General features: G+C 74.9%; 13 protein-coding genes and 1 pseudogene. 5 read left to right on the top strand and 9 right to left on the bottom strand.

All coding sequences use genetic code 11. The annotated features are described in order from the left end of the window. Positions 1-2 precede the first annotated feature (2 nt). From rsfS to MNY60_RS17155, 4 genes are all read right to left on the bottom strand, one after another. Positions 3-584: a ribosome silencing factor gene (gene rsfS, locus MNY60_RS17170; RefSeq protein WP_242355745.1), complete on the bottom strand. Its 582-nt coding sequence runs from the start codon at positions 582-584 to the stop codon at positions 3-5. An 8-nt stretch (positions 585-592) separates the two neighbouring features. Beyond that, positions 593-1,879, bottom strand: coding sequence for a glutamate-5-semialdehyde dehydrogenase (locus tag MNY60_RS17165; protein WP_242339664.1), 1,287 nt, complete (start codon positions 1,877-1,879; stop codon positions 593-595). 5 nt (positions 1,880-1,884) lie between these two features. Beyond that, on the bottom strand, positions 1,885-3,018 hold the full coding sequence (proB, locus tag MNY60_RS17160) for a glutamate 5-kinase (RefSeq protein WP_242339666.1): 1,134 nt from the start codon (positions 3,016-3,018) through the stop codon (positions 1,885-1,887). A 135-nt stretch (positions 3,019-3,153) separates the two neighbouring features. Next, positions 3,154-3,753: a LysE family transporter gene (locus tag MNY60_RS17155; RefSeq protein ID WP_242361225.1), complete on the bottom strand. Its 600-nt coding sequence runs from the start codon at positions 3,751-3,753 to the stop codon at positions 3,154-3,156. Between the two features lie 228 nt (positions 3,754-3,981). Between MNY60_RS17155 and MNY60_RS17150 the strand changes: the two genes are divergently transcribed. Next, on the top strand, positions 3,982-5,250 hold the full coding sequence (locus MNY60_RS17150) for a hypothetical protein (protein WP_242339670.1): 1,269 nt from the start codon (positions 3,982-3,984) through the stop codon (positions 5,248-5,250). Positions 5,251-5,268: 18 nt separating this feature from the next. On the opposite strand, the gene MNY60_RS17145 is transcribed toward MNY60_RS17150, so the two are convergent. The 3 genes from MNY60_RS17145 to MNY60_RS17135 all read right to left on the bottom strand — a co-directional run bounded on the left by MNY60_RS17145 (position 5,269) and on the right by MNY60_RS17135 (position 7,867). Continuing rightward, a complete protein-coding gene (locus MNY60_RS17145; protein WP_242339671.1) occupies positions 5,269-5,787 on the bottom strand; it encodes a 3'-5' exoribonuclease domain-containing protein in 519 nt (172 codons plus the stop codon). Positions 5,788-5,796: 9 nt separating this feature from the next. Further along, on the bottom strand, positions 5,797-7,056 hold the full coding sequence (locus MNY60_RS17140) for an MFS transporter (protein WP_242339674.1): 1,260 nt from the start codon (positions 7,054-7,056) through the stop codon (positions 5,797-5,799). A gap of 139 nt (positions 7,057-7,195) precedes the next feature. Beyond that, the gene (locus MNY60_RS17135; RefSeq protein ID WP_242361223.1) at positions 7,196-7,867 is read right to left on the bottom strand and encodes an HAD family hydrolase; all 672 of its coding nucleotides are present in this window, start codon (positions 7,865-7,867) and stop codon (positions 7,196-7,198) included. A 245-nt stretch (positions 7,868-8,112) separates the two neighbouring features. Here MNY60_RS17135 and MNY60_RS17130 point away from each other — a divergent pair, with 245 nt between their 5' ends. The 3 genes from MNY60_RS17130 (at position 8,113) to MNY60_RS17120 (ending at position 11,392) form a co-directional block, all read left to right on the top strand. Continuing rightward, entirely contained in the window at positions 8,113-8,421 is a 309-nt protein-coding gene (locus MNY60_RS17130) for an STAS domain-containing protein (RefSeq protein ID WP_242339678.1), read from the top strand. Between the two features lie 143 nt (positions 8,422-8,564). Then, positions 8,565-10,307 carry a GTPase HflX gene (hflX, locus tag MNY60_RS17125; RefSeq protein ID WP_242361221.1) on the top strand — a complete coding sequence of 581 codons (1,743 nt, stop codon included), beginning with the start codon at positions 8,565-8,567 and terminating at the stop codon, positions 10,305-10,307. Between the two features lie 50 nt (positions 10,308-10,357). Further along, entirely contained in the window at positions 10,358-11,392 is a 1,035-nt protein-coding gene (locus MNY60_RS17120; protein ID WP_242361219.1) for a hypothetical protein, read from the top strand. A 34-nt stretch (positions 11,393-11,426) separates the two neighbouring features. Here the strand turns inward: MNY60_RS17120 and MNY60_RS17115 are convergent, their stop codons facing one another. Further along, the gene (locus tag MNY60_RS17115) at positions 11,427-11,873 is read right to left on the bottom strand and encodes a CoA-binding protein (RefSeq protein WP_242361217.1); all 447 of its coding nucleotides are present in this window, start codon (positions 11,871-11,873) and stop codon (positions 11,427-11,429) included. 203 nt (positions 11,874-12,076) lie between these two features. Between MNY60_RS17115 and MNY60_RS17110 the strand changes: the two genes are divergently transcribed. Continuing rightward, positions 12,077-12,412: a hypothetical protein gene (locus MNY60_RS17110; RefSeq protein ID WP_242339686.1), complete on the top strand. Its 336-nt coding sequence runs from the start codon at positions 12,077-12,079 to the stop codon at positions 12,410-12,412. A 25-nt stretch (positions 12,413-12,437) separates the two neighbouring features. On the opposite strand, the pseudogene MNY60_RS17105 reads toward MNY60_RS17110, so the two are convergent. Beyond that, positions 12,438-13,036: pseudogene (locus MNY60_RS17105) on the bottom strand (hypothetical protein); the annotation flags it as partial.

Genomic DNA, 13,036 nt, shown 5'->3' with positions numbered 1-13,036 from the left:
CCTCACGCCTCCACGGTGAAGCGCGGCGCGTCCGCCCAGAGCCCCTCGATGTCGTAGAAGCCGCGCGAGTCGCGGCTCATCACGTGCGCGACCACGTCGCCGTAGTCGACGAGGATCCAGCGGCCGGTCTCGTAGCCCTCGACGCCGACCTTGGAGACGCCCTGCTGCTTCATGGTCTGCTCGACGTGGTCGGCGATGGCGGAGGCCTGCCGGTCCGAGTCGGCCGTCATGACGACGAAGTAGTCCGCGTAGCTCGTGAGGCCGCGGACGTCGAGCACCGTCACGTCCTCGGCCTTCTTGTCGAGGCCGGCCTGGGCGATCGCGAGCGCGGTCGGGCGGGCGACGTCGGGCATCGGCGCGGCGGCCTCGGCGGCGGCGGAAGGGAGCCCGGCGGCGGCGGCCCGCTTCGGCGCGCGCGGGGTCCGCTTCTGCGCTTGCGACGCCGGCGCGGGGACGCGCCGCCGCTTCGCCGGGATCTTCCCGCCCCGCGCGGACTGCCTCCCGCCGCGCGCGGGCGCCTTTCCGGACTTCGCGGTCGTCTTCCTCGTCGCCTTCTTCGCAATCGCCTTCTTCTTGATCGCCATTCTTTCCCCTAGCTCCGCACGTGTCCGTCGCCTTCCACCACGTACTTCTGGGTGGTCAGCTCGGAGAGGCCCATGGGGCCGAACGCGTGGAGCTTCGTCGTTGAGATTCCGATCTCGGCTCCCAGGCCGAGCTCGCCGCCGTCGTTGAACCGGGTCGAGGCGTTCACCATGACCGCGCTCGCCGTCACCTCGCGCTCGAAGCGGCGCGCGCTCGCGAGGTCCCGCGTGAGGATCGCCTCGGTGTGGAGCGAGCCGTAGCGGGCGATGTGATCGAGCGCGCCGTCGAGATCGTGGACCACGCGCACCGCCAGGATCTTGTCCGAGAACTCCTTGCCGAAGTCGTCGGGCGCGGCGGCCACCGCGGGGACGCCCGCGCGGGCGAGGATGGTGAGCGAGGTCGGGCAGCAGCGGAGCTCGACGCCGGCGTCGGCGAGGGCGCGCCCCACCCCGGGGAGGAGCCGCCCGGCCGCCTCCCGGTGCACGAGGAGGCACTCGGTCGCGTTGCACACGGCGGGGCGCTGCACCTTGCCGTTCAGCGCGAGGTCCTTCGCCTGCTCGAGCGGTGCGCTCTCGTCGAGGTAGAGGTGGCAGACGCCCTGGTAGTGCTTCACCACCGGCACGCGCGACCGCTCCGCGACGGCGCGGATGAGCGACGGGCCGCCGCGCGGGATGGCGAGGTCGATGAGATCGTCGAGCTTCAGCAGCTCGAAGGTCGCCTCGCGGTCGGCGGTGGGCACGACCTGGGCGCTCGCCGCCGGCAGGCCCGCCGCGGCGAGCCCCTCCGCGAAGGCGGCCTGGAGTGCGAGCGACGAGCGGAGCGCGTCCGAGCCGGGCCGCAGGATGGCGGCGTTGCCGCTCTTCACGCAGAGCGCCGCCGCGTCCACCGTCACGTTCGGCCGCGCCTCGTACACCATCAGCACGACGCCCAGCGGGATGCGGACCTTCTTCACCGAGAGGCCGTTCGGGCGCCGCCAGCTCGCGGTCACCTCGCCCACCGGGTCGGGCAGGGCCGCGACCTCGCGCAGCGCGCCGGCGATCTCCTCGAGCCGCCTGTCGTCGAGCGCGAGCCGGTCGAGGTAGGCGGCGGACTGCCCCGCGGCGCGCGCGGCGGCGAGGTCCTCGGCGTTCGCGGCGAGGATCTCCGCCCGCCGCCGGCCGATGGCGTCGGCGGCGGCGCGCAGCGCGGCGTCCTTCGCGCGCGTCTCCGCGCAGCCGAGCACGCGCGCGGCGTCGCGGGACGCCTCCGCGAGCCGCCGCATCTCGGCAGCGAGCCCCTCGCTCGCGGGTCGTCTCATGGCCGTCATTCCCGGGGTTCGAGCACGACGAGATCGTCCCGGTGGACGATCTCGTCGAGGTACTTATACCCGAGCGCCCGCTCGATCTCGCTCGTCTTCAGCCCAGCGATCTTGCGGATCTCCTCCGCGGCGTAGCCGGCGAGCCCGCGCGCGAACGGCCTCGCCGGGTCCACGGCGATGTCCACCGGGTCGCCTACCCCGAACTGGCCCTCGACGGACCGGACCCCCGACGGGAGGAGGGAGCGGCCCTGCTCGGTGAGCGCCCGGCGCGCGCCCGGGTCCACCACGATGACGCCCTTGCCCTTGGCGGCGGCGGCGAGCCAGCCCTTCCGCGAGGTGAGCCGGGCCGCGCCCCGCGCGAACACCGTCCCCACCGGCTCGCCCGCGAGGAGCGCCGCGAGCGCCCCCTCCCGGCGCCCGGAGAGGAGGGCAGTGACGACTCCCTGGGCGCCGAGCCGGCGCGCCGCCTTCACCTTGGTGGCCATCCCGCCGACGCTGCGCTCGCTGCCGGCGCCGCCCGCGAACCGCTCGATCTCGGCCGTCACGCGGGGAACGTCGTGGAGGAGCGTCGCGCCCCGCTCGGCGGGGTTCCGGTCGTAGAGCCCCTCCACGTCCGTCAGCATCGCGACGAGCCCGGCCTCCACGCACCCCGCGACGAGCCCCGCGAGCGTGTCGTTGTCGCCCACCTTGATCTCGTCCACGGCGACGGTGTCGTTCTCGTTCACGACGGGAACGACGCCGGCCTCGAGGAGCTTCTCGAAGGTGCGCCGCGCGTTGAGGAAGCGCTTGCGCGAGGCGAGGTCGTCGGCGGTGAGGAGCACCTGCGCGACGGTGAGGCCGTGCGCGCCGAGGGCGTCGCCCCAGGCGGCCATGAGGTGGGGCTGGCCCACCGCGGCGCAGGCCTGCTTCGTCGGGATGTCCCAGGGCTTGCCCTTCGTGCGGACGAGCCCGAGCCGCTCCGCGCCGAGCGCCACCGCGCCGGACGAGACGAGCACCACCCGGTGATCGCGCGCGAGCGCCGCGAGCTCCGCGCCCAGCCGGGCGCAGTTCTCTCGATCGAACCGGCCGCTCGGATCGGTGAGCGTGCCGGTGCCGACCTTCACCACGAGCCGCTTCGTGCGGGAGAGGGCGCTGCGCATGGGGGCGAGAGCCTAACCCATCCGGCCCGCGCCCGGCACCGGCCGGGTCACGGCGCGCGCGCGCCGCTCGCCTTCTCGCCCGCGAAGGGGGAATGGGCGCACGAGGCCGCTGCGGATCCGCCGGCGCGGTTCGCGTCAGCTGCCCGCGAGCCCGCGGCCGATCTGCCACGCGCCGAAGGCGAGCAGGACGGCGCCGGAGAGGACCCCGAGCGCCCGCGTGAAGCGGGGTCCGAGCCGGCTCGCCGCGCCCGCGAGGCCGACGATGGCGAGGTTCCCGCCGGTGAGGAAGAGGTAGAAGCCGGCGAGGAAGGCGAGGGCGCGCGCCGGAGCGGCCTGCCACGCCTCGGCGAGCAGCGGGCCGCCCACGAGGCTCCAGAAGATCCAGGCGTTCGGGTTCGTGAGGTTCACGAGGGTCGCGCGCACGATCCCGCGCGGCGGCGCCCGCCCCTCCGCGACGACGCCGGCGCGCGCGGCCCGGAGCGTCGCGACCGCGAGCCACAGGACGACGGCGCCGCCCACGATCTGCAGGCCGCGCAGGAGCCCCGAGGGGAGCTGGGAGAGGACGAGGAGGACGACCGCGATGACCGCCGGATCCGAGAGGAACGGCACGAGCGCGACCGGGAGCGTGCGGAGGGCGCCGTTCCGGAGCGACTGCGCGAGGAGGTAGGCCTGGTACGGCCCGGGCTGGGCGGCGGCGGAGAGCCCCAGCGTCGCGCCGGTGAGGAAGAGCGTCACGGCGCGGAGGAAACACGAAAGCGCGAGCGGCGTCGAGGGCGGCTCCTCCCCAGGCGATCGCGCCCCGGGCGCCGCACCCTGACACGCGCGGGCGCGCGTCGACACGCCGGGACCTCGCGCCGAGGCTCCGCCCGTTCCCCACATGCCCCGACGCGCATGATGACGCCGGGTGGATGCCGTGCACGGCGCGTGATAGGCGTCGTGCCTCTCCTTCATCGAGGAGGCACCATGCGCCGCACCGTCCTCATCCTCGCCGCCGCGCTCCTCTCCGCCTGCAGCGGCGGCGATGGCGGGACGAGCAGCCCGTTCGGCGTGACCGGCAAGGTGCTGGGCTCGGACCGGCTGCCGGTCGCGGGCGCCCGGGTCGCGACGCGGACGGGGGGCGGCTGGCGCTCGACGACGACGGACCTGGAGGGCACCTTCTCCCTCCTGGTGGACGGCTCGCCCTACGACCTCGCGGTCATCAAGGGCGAACAGGTGGAGCTCTACGTGGGCGTCACGCGGGCCAGCCCCGAGGTGCGGCTCGGCGTCCCGGGGGGCACGACCCCCCTCGGCGCCGGCTTCACGACGACGATCACGGGCGACTGCGGCGGCGCGGGGTGCCCGCCCGCCGGCCACGAGGGCAGCGGGCAGCTCACGTTCTCCGCGGGCACCGTGGGCTGGATGGGCACGGCACGGCCACCCGGCACGGCCGGCACGTACTCCGCCACCCTGGGCGGAACCGACGTCGCGACGGGCACGCTCGCCGCCGTGTACTGGGCGTGCCCCGGCGCGTGCACGTCGAGCGCGCCCGACGCGTTCTGGCTCGCGCGCCAGGACTCCGTCACGCTGCGCATCGGCGCGTCGACCGACGTCTCCGCCCTCGCGCTCGCGCCGCTGCCGACCGCCCCCCTCGCCGTGAACGTGACCGCGCCGGACGGCGTGTCGCCCCAGGCCATGATGGGGTTCGCGCTCGGGACCCCGGCCATCTACTGGCTGCACGCCGCGGGCAGCGCCGCGCCGGGCGCGAGCACGTTCCTCATGCCGACCGCCCCGGACCTCCGGACGATGCTGTACGTCATCGCGAGCCCCGCGGGAGGCGGCACCACCACGGCGTCGTGGTCCGGGGGGACGTCGCCGGCGAGCCCGGTCGAGCTCGCGCTGCATCCGCTGCCGGTGCTCCTCGAGCCGGCGGAGGGCGCGACCCTCGGGGTAGGGACGCGGTTCGCGTGGTCGAGCGAGCCCGGCGTCCACGTCCTCGCGCTCGTGTCCAGCACGCCGGGCGCCGCCGACGTGCGCGTCACCACGGCGGAGCAGTCCTTCACCGTGCCGGACCTCGCCGCGCTCGGCCTGTACGTGCCGGCCGGCGCGGCGTACGTCTGGAGCGTGCGCGCCCAGCCGTCCACCGTGGACGCGCGGCTCGCGCCCGCGTCCACGACCCCGACGCCGATACCGCCCACGACGACGATCTCGTCCTGGAGCACGCTGTCGGCGACGCGCGCGGCGACCGCGCTCTAGCCGCGGCGGCGGCGCGCTTCACCGCGCCTGGAGCTTCAACCCCATCTCGATCATGGCGAGGATCGCCTCGGCGTTCCCCCTGGCGTCGTTCACGGGGTGGTGGTCGTGCCCGGTCTTGCGCAGGTGCTTCCACTGCGCGTACGCGTCCTTCACCATCCCGCAGTAGAGGTCGCCGATGCGCCGGCCGCTCCAGCCGAAGGGGTTCCGGGAGAGGTAGGTGTGGAAGTACCAGTTCACGAACTGCCAGTCGAAGGCGAGGTTGTCCGAGAAGAAGACCGGCTTCCCGCGCGTCGTCTCCTGGATCCAGCGCTCGAACGCCGCCATCACCTCGCCCGGCTCGTCGTAGCGCAGGTGCTCCTCGCGCGTCGTCGCCGACACGGCGAGCGCCTCGGGGAGGAACGCATCGGAGATCGGGCGCGTGCGCCCGTAGAACGTCCGGCCGAGCCCCGGCTCGACGAGCACCGCGCCGAGCGACACCATCGAGTACTTCCCCGGGATCGGGCCGTCCGCCTCGACGTCCACCACGTAGAGCGACATGGGCTCTCTCTAATCACGCTCGAGGTAGTCGAGATCGACCCCGAACGTCTCCCGCAGCCGGAGCGCGGAGACGAGGGCCAGCGTGAACCAGACCGCGCCCACGGCGAGCGCCCCGCCGAGGAGGCCGAGGGAGGGGCGCAGGAACACGAACGACGAGGTCACCACCACCACGAGGCCGCGGACGAAGTTCGGCACGGTCGTCGCCACGGTGGCGCGGATGTTCGTGCCGAACTGCTCGGCGGCGACGGTGACGAAGATGGCCCAGTAGCCGCTCGTCACCCCGAGCAGGCCGCAGAGCACGAGGAACCGCGCCGGGGAGGCGCCCCGGCCGGCGAGGAAGTAGGCGGCGATCGCGCCCGCGAGGAGGGAGAGGAAGAGGAGCACCACCTTGCGCCGGCTCCGGAGCACCTGGGAGAGCGTCCCGCTCGCGAGGTCTCCGGCGACGAGGCCGCCGTAGAAGAACGCCACCGCGTCGCCCGCCGACACCGGCCCGGTGACGCCGAGCGCCTGGGCGAACTCGGGCGCGCCGAGGACCAGGATCGCGTTCGCGAACCAGATGGGCACGGCGATGAGGATCGACGCCAGGTAGCGCGTGAGCCGCTCCCCGTCGGTGAAGAGGGAGAGGAAGTTGCCGCGCGAGACGCCCTTCGCCTTCGCCGCGCGGCGGAACATCCCCGACTCGCGGACCTTGATGCGCAGGACGAGGAGCACGAGGCCGAGCCCGCCGCCGACGAGGTACGCCCAGCGCCAGTCGAGCCACTTCGCGACGAGGTTCCCCGCCACCGCGCCCGAGACCCCCACCGAGGCGACGATCATCGTCCCGTAGCCGCGCAGGCGGGCGGGCAGGATCTCGGAGACGAGCGTGACGCCCGCGCCGAGCTCGCCGGCGAGCCCGAGCCCGGCCGCGAAGCGCAGGAGCTTGTAGGTGGCGAGGTCCTGCACGAAGCCGTTCGCGAGCGTCGCGAGCGAGTAGAGCGTGATCGAGCCGAAGAGGATCTGCAGCCGCCCGAGCTTGTCGCCGACCACGCCGAACAGGATCCCGCCGATGAGCATCCCCACCATCTGCCAGTTGAGGATCGAGAACCCCTCGGTGAGGAGCAGCTCGGGGGCGACGCCCAGCGCGGTGAGGCTCGGCTTGCGGACGATCGAGACGAGGATGAGGTCGTAGATGTCGACGAAGTATCCGAGCGCCGCGACGATCACGGCGGCGTTCACGACCGCGCGCGCGCCGGTCGGCGCCTCGGCTTCGGGGGAGACGAAGGTCGCCATGCTGGCCGGCGAGTGAAGCAGAGTCCGCCGGCGGAGTCGAGGCGGCGCCGCCGCGGGGGCGGGCGCTCGCGATGACGCGCTGCTTCGCGCGCCGCCGCACCTCGCGGGCATGCGTGCCTCGGCGGGGCCGCGGCGCGGCTCACCCGCGCGCGAGCGGCGACGCGTCGAAGCGCGCGAGCAGCTCCTCGGGCCCGGCGTAGATGGCGATGCAGCCCGCGCTGCGGAGCTCCCGCTCGTCGAAGCCGCCGGAGAGGAGCCCGATCGTGCGGAGGCCGGCGCGGCGCGCGGCGAGCGCGTCCCAGGGCGAGTCCCCCACCGCCAGCGCGCGCTCCGGCGGCGCGTGCACGCGCGCGAGCGCCGCCTCGAAGATGTCCGGGTGCGGCTTCGACCGCTCCGCGTCGTCGGCGGTCGTCGCGCCCTCGAGCAGCGCGCCGATCCCGAGCAGCCGGCGGTTGTGCTCCACCTCGTCCTCCTTGCCGCTCGAGGCGAGCGCGACGCGCAGCCCCGCGTCGTGCGCCCGCCGCACGAGCTCCGCCGCGCCCGGGAGCGGCCTCACGCGCGACATGTACTCCCTCCTCCACAGCTCGCCCCGGAAGCGCTCGAGCGCCTCGCCGTCCCGCGCGCGCTCGTCCTCCGACAGGAACACCGGGATGAGCTGGTCGCCGCCCTTGCCGATCTGCCTTCGCACCTCCTCGAGCGGCACGTCCTTGCCGAACCTCCGGAGCGCCTCCCGCCACGCCTGCGCGTGCAGGTCGACCGAGTCCACGAGCGTCCCGTCCACGTCGAAGAGCACCGCCTCCGGAGGGGCCATGTCCGTGAAGGTGGGTGTTGCCCGCCGGCGCGGCACCCGCTTGCGCGCGGCTCCGGCAGCCCGACCCTGGGGCGACCCGTACACAGGGTCGAACGAGGCATCCCCCCCGTGATGCGCCGCGCGCATCGTCAGTCGGAACGCGGATCTGCGTGAACGAAGCGTGTACGCCGCCCCGAGGCCGTCCCTCGGCACGGATCTTCCACCTCGTCCCGTCTTCGCGGCGTGTGCCGCGGGGGGAAAGAGAGATGAGCGCGAACAGACCGACGGCGGGACCCGTGCGCCTCCTGCAGCTCGAGGGCGTCTTCGACGTGCCCGCGGCCCAGCGCGTCACGCGCGCGCTCGCCGAGGGAGCCGTGGACGAGGCGGTGCACCTCGATCTCACCCACGTGCGCGAGTTCCACGACTTCGGGGTGGCCTTCCTCGCCCAGGCGCTCGCCGCCCGCCCCCGCCACGTGGTGGTGCGCGGCCTCCGGCAGCACCACCTGCGGCTCCTGCGCTACCTCCGCATCGACACCGCGGGAGTGGACCTGGGCGCGGAGACCGAGGCGGCCTGACGGGGGGCCGCCCGCGCGTCGCGCCGCTCGAAGCGAGGCCTCGCCCTCGCGGCTCCCCGCTCGCGACCGCTCGGGGTTGAGGGCGCGACCGGGCAGATCCGCTCGATCGGCGCCGCGCCCGTGGCTATGCTGCACGCCGGCAAATGCAAGACGTTCTAGGGAACACCCTCGGCCTCAAGCCCTCGCAGCTCCACGCCCTCCGCCGCACCTATCGCCGCCGCGTCGACGACGGCTCGATCGTGACCCCGGAGCTCGCCCGCCACCTCACCGAGGTGTCGCACGAGACGAACCGGCAGATCGGGGTGCTCCTCGACCGAAAGGGGGACGTCCAGTCGGTCATCGTGGGCGACGCCCGCAAGCTCGAGCTGCCCGACGTGGGGCGCGGCCGCGCCGGCGAGAGCCGCCTGCGCGGCCTGCGGCTCGTGCACACGCACCTCAACGGCGAGCCGCTCACGCGCGACGACCACACCGACCTCGCGCTCCTGCGCCTCGACCTCGTCGCGGCGATCGAGGTCCGCGAGGACGGGTTCCCGGGCAAGGTGCACTACGCGCACCTCGTGCCGGAGAACGCGCAGGGCGCGATGTGGAAGGACGAGGAGGCGGCGAGCGTCCACGAGCTCTCCTACGACGCGCTCGGCGGGGCGCTCGCGCTCGAGGAGGAGTTCGCCCGGGCGCGCGCGGTGCGCCGCACGGGCGGGCGCGAGCGGGCGATCCTGGTCGGCTTCGGCGGCAAGGGCCGCACCCGCGCCGACGCGGAGTCGTCGCTCGAGGAGCTGAAGGAGCTCGCGCGGACCGCGGGGGTCGAGGTGATCGACGCGACCGTCCAGCTCCGCCGCGATCCCGACCCGCGCTACCTCATCGGCAAGGGCAAGCTCGAGGACGTGGTGCTGCGCTCGATGCAGCTCATGGCCACGGTGATCGTGTTCGACGCGGAGCTGTCCCCGTCGCAGGCGCGCCACATCGCCGAGGCGACGAGCCTCAAGATCCTCGACCGCACCCAGCTCATCCTCGACATCTTCGCGCAGCGCGCGCAGAGCGCCGACGGCAAGCTCCAGGTCGAGCTCGCCCAGCTCAAGTACCTCTACCCGCGCCTGGTCGGCCGCGACGACTCGCTCTCGCGGCTCGCCGGCGGCATCGGCGGGCGCGGCCCGGGCGAGACGAAGCTCGAGATCGACCGCCGCCGCGTGCGCGACCGGATCACCGCGCTCGAGCGGCGCATCGAGGCGCTCGGCTCGAACCGCCAGCTCCGCCGCAAGCAGCGGAACGACCGCGGCCTGCCGGTGCTCTCCATCGTGGGCTACACGAACGCCGGCAAGTCCACGCTGCTCAACGCGCTCACCGACTCGGCGGTGCTCGCCGAGGACAAGCTCTTCGCGACGCTCGACCCGACGAGCCGCCGGCTCAGGTTCCCGCGGGACCGCGAGGTCATCATCACCGACACCGTCGGCTTCATCCGCGACCTGCCGCCCGATCTCGTGAACGCGTTCCGCGCCACGCTCGAGGAGCTCACCGACGCGGACCTCCTGCTGCACGTCGTGGACGCCTCCGACCCGCGGCACCCGGAGCAGATCGCGGCGGTCGAGAAGATCCTCGCCTCGCTCGGCCTCGAGGAGAAGCAGCGGCTGCTCGTGTTCAACAAGACCGACCGGCTGCCGCCGGGCGAGGGCGCCGCGCTCGCGCACCGCGAGGAGGGCGTGCCGGTCTCGGCGGTGACGCGCGACGGGCTCGCTGAGCTCCTCCACCTGTGCGATCGCCTGCTCTGGGCCGAGGGCCGGGTGGCCTTCGCGGACGTCGAGGCGAGCGCGTCCGCGACCGGCGGCGACGCGCAGCGCACCGCCCTCGCGCCGGGGCGGCTCGTGCCCTCGCGCCTGCTCCGGGTGTCGTAGGGAGGCGCCGTGGCGCCTCCGGTCCCTTCCGGTCTAGAGTCGCGGCCCGCATGACCCGCACGCTCGCCCTCACCCTCGCCGCCGCCGTCGCGGCCTGCTCCCGCTCCGGCTCCGAGGGGAAGGAGCGGCTCAAGGCAGAGGCCGAGGCCGAGCGCGCCGCGCACGCCGCGTTCGACTTCTCGAAGCCGGCCGAGGCGCTCGCCCTCTCCGCGGACGACGTCGCGCGGGCCCTCGGCTCGTTCGAGTGGTCGGCCGCCGTCGACTGGACGGTCGCGAGCGAGGGCTCCGCCGAGCCCACGCCGCCCCCGCCGCCCGCCGCGGAAGGCCAGCCGGCGCCGTTCGTGCCCCCTCCTCCGCCGCCGCCCAGGGTCCACGCCCTGGAGCGCCACCGCATCCTCCAGGCCGCGACCGGCGAGTTCCAGGTCGAGGCGGACGTCGATCCCGGGCTCGGACCCGGCTCCGACACCGGCAAGCAGATCGTCTGGGCGGGCGGGATGACCTACGCACGGGCCCGGTTCGCGCCGTTCCGTGAGCGCCCGACCGATCACGGCCGCGACGCGCGGCGGTTCCGCGAGGACAGCTTCCACGTCGCCCGCGCGCTCGCGGCGCTCTACGGCGGCGCCCTCGCCATCGAGCCCGCCGGGGAGGCGACCGTGCTCGGCCGCGCCGCGCGCCGCTACCGGCTCGCGCTCGCGCCCGGCGCCGCGCCGGGGACGAAGGCACGCGCCCTGCCTGCCGGGAAGGCCGATCCCGACACCGCCGTCCGGTTCAAGTTCCTCGACGGCCGCGTGCCGGAGTCCGCCGACGGCGAGCTCCTCCTCGACGCGCAGACGGGCGCCCCGCTGCGCGTCCGGCTCGCCGGCGCGTTCACCGTGAAGGACGCCCCCGGCGTGCGCGCCACCGTGGAGCTCCTCGCGCAGGTGACGTCGCTCGGGGAGAAGGCCGCCGCGATCCAGCCGCCGAAGTCGCCCCTGCCCGACGTCCGCAAGCCGCCCGGGGTGGCGGGGGCGCTCGAGGCCGCGGGGCTCAAGAAGAAGACCGAGGCCGAGGCGGGCGGGTCCGAGCCGGCCGACGACGAGCAGTAGGCGCGCGGATCCCGCCCGCCGGCGCGCTCTCGCCTCACCCGGCGACGAGCCGCCTCCAGTCGACCATGAGACAGCGGTCCTGGACGACCTGTATCCCCGCCCGGGCGAGCCGCTCGGCGGCGGCGTCGTTCCGGATGCCGAGCTGGAGCCAGACGGCGCGCGGACGCTTCTCGAGCAGGTCGTCGACGTGCGGCGGGACGTCCTTCGGCCGGCGGAACACGTCCACGAGGTCGAGCTCCCCCGGTACGTCCGCGACCTTCCGGTACACGCGCCGGCCGAGGATCTCCCGGACCTCCGGGTAGTACACCGGCACCGGCACGATCTCGACGCCCACGTCGGCGAGGTACTTCGGCACGTAGAAGGCCGCCTGGCTCGCCTGCGCCTCGGTCTTGATGCCGAGGACAGCCACCCGCCGTGTGGACCGCAGGAGCGCGCGGATCGCCGCTTCGTCCTCGAGGATGTTGTCGCGCCAGTCGGCCATGCCCTTCCTCCGTTGGGGGGACAAGATGCCGGGCGTGAGGGCGCCGCGCAACGGCGCGAACGGGACCCCCAACGCCTCGGAATCACGCTGGGTCCGGGGGAAGAATCGTGTGCGATATCGTGGGCTTGATCCCACGTCTGCCCTGCGGCCGAGGGGCCTCGCGAAAAATGGACAGGGGGCAGTGCGCGCCTACCATGACCTCCATGGACAAGAAGAAGAAGCCCGGCGTCGCGGTGGTCACCGAGGGCACGGCGCAGGCCGCGCTCCGGCGCTCCCCCGCGAAGGAGCTCGCGCCCGAGGAGGAGAAGGTCCTCCGGATGCGCCTCGGCGCGGCGCCGCCCCGGGCCGCCCCGCTCGAGAAGGCGGGCGCGGGCCTCACCGACCTCGAGATCGAGCTGCTCGCCTACGAGATCGAGGCGCACCTGCGGTGGAAGGAGCACAGGGCCGCACACGAGGCGCGGCGCGCGAGGCCGGCGCCCACCCCGGTGCCGTCGCGCACGAAGGAGAAGATCGTCCGCGCGCTCCGCAGGAAGGCCTAGCCCGGCGCGGGCCCGGGCACCCCCCTCACCGGCCCTCGAGCTTCTCCACGAGCCGCCGCGCCGCCAGCACGGGCGCCGGCGGCTCCTCCGTCTCCGGGAGCCGCCCGGCCGCGAGGAGCCCGGCGAGGTGCGCGGCGGTCCGCGGGTTCCGCCACCAGTCCTCGTCGAACCGCTCGACGAGCCCGCGCCGGAGCGCCTCGCCCGCGGCCGCGCCCGCGAGCGCCGCACCGAGCCGGGCCGCGTCGGCGTCGCGCGACGCGCGGGCGAGGTCCCACTCGGCGCCCGTGGCGGCGGTGAGCGCCTCGCGGTGCGCCTGCCGCCAGGCCGCGCCCGAGAGGCCCCGCTCGACCTCGGTGGCGACGCGCAGCGCCGCCGCGTCGGCGCGCAGCGAGAGGAGCCGCCGCAGGGCGAGCGCGCGCACGACGTCCGTCGCCTGGCGGCGATCCACGTCGGCCCGGTCGTGGAGCCAGCGCGGCTCGAGGAGGAGCGAGCCGAGGAGCCACGCGAGGGCCTCGCCGAGCAGGGGATCGCGGCGGTGCGGGCGCGCCGCCCCCGCGGCGAGCGCGCGCGCCACCGCGGCGAGGAGGTCGTGCCAGTCGCCGGCGCCGCCGCGCGGCCGGAAGG

It is taken from the genome of Anaeromyxobacter sp. SG17 (genome assembly GCF_022690695.1).
Taxonomy (GTDB): Bacteria; Myxococcota; Myxococcia; order Myxococcales; family Anaeromyxobacteraceae; genus Anaeromyxobacter; species Anaeromyxobacter soli.
This window is presented reverse-complemented; position numbering and strand designations above follow the sequence as displayed.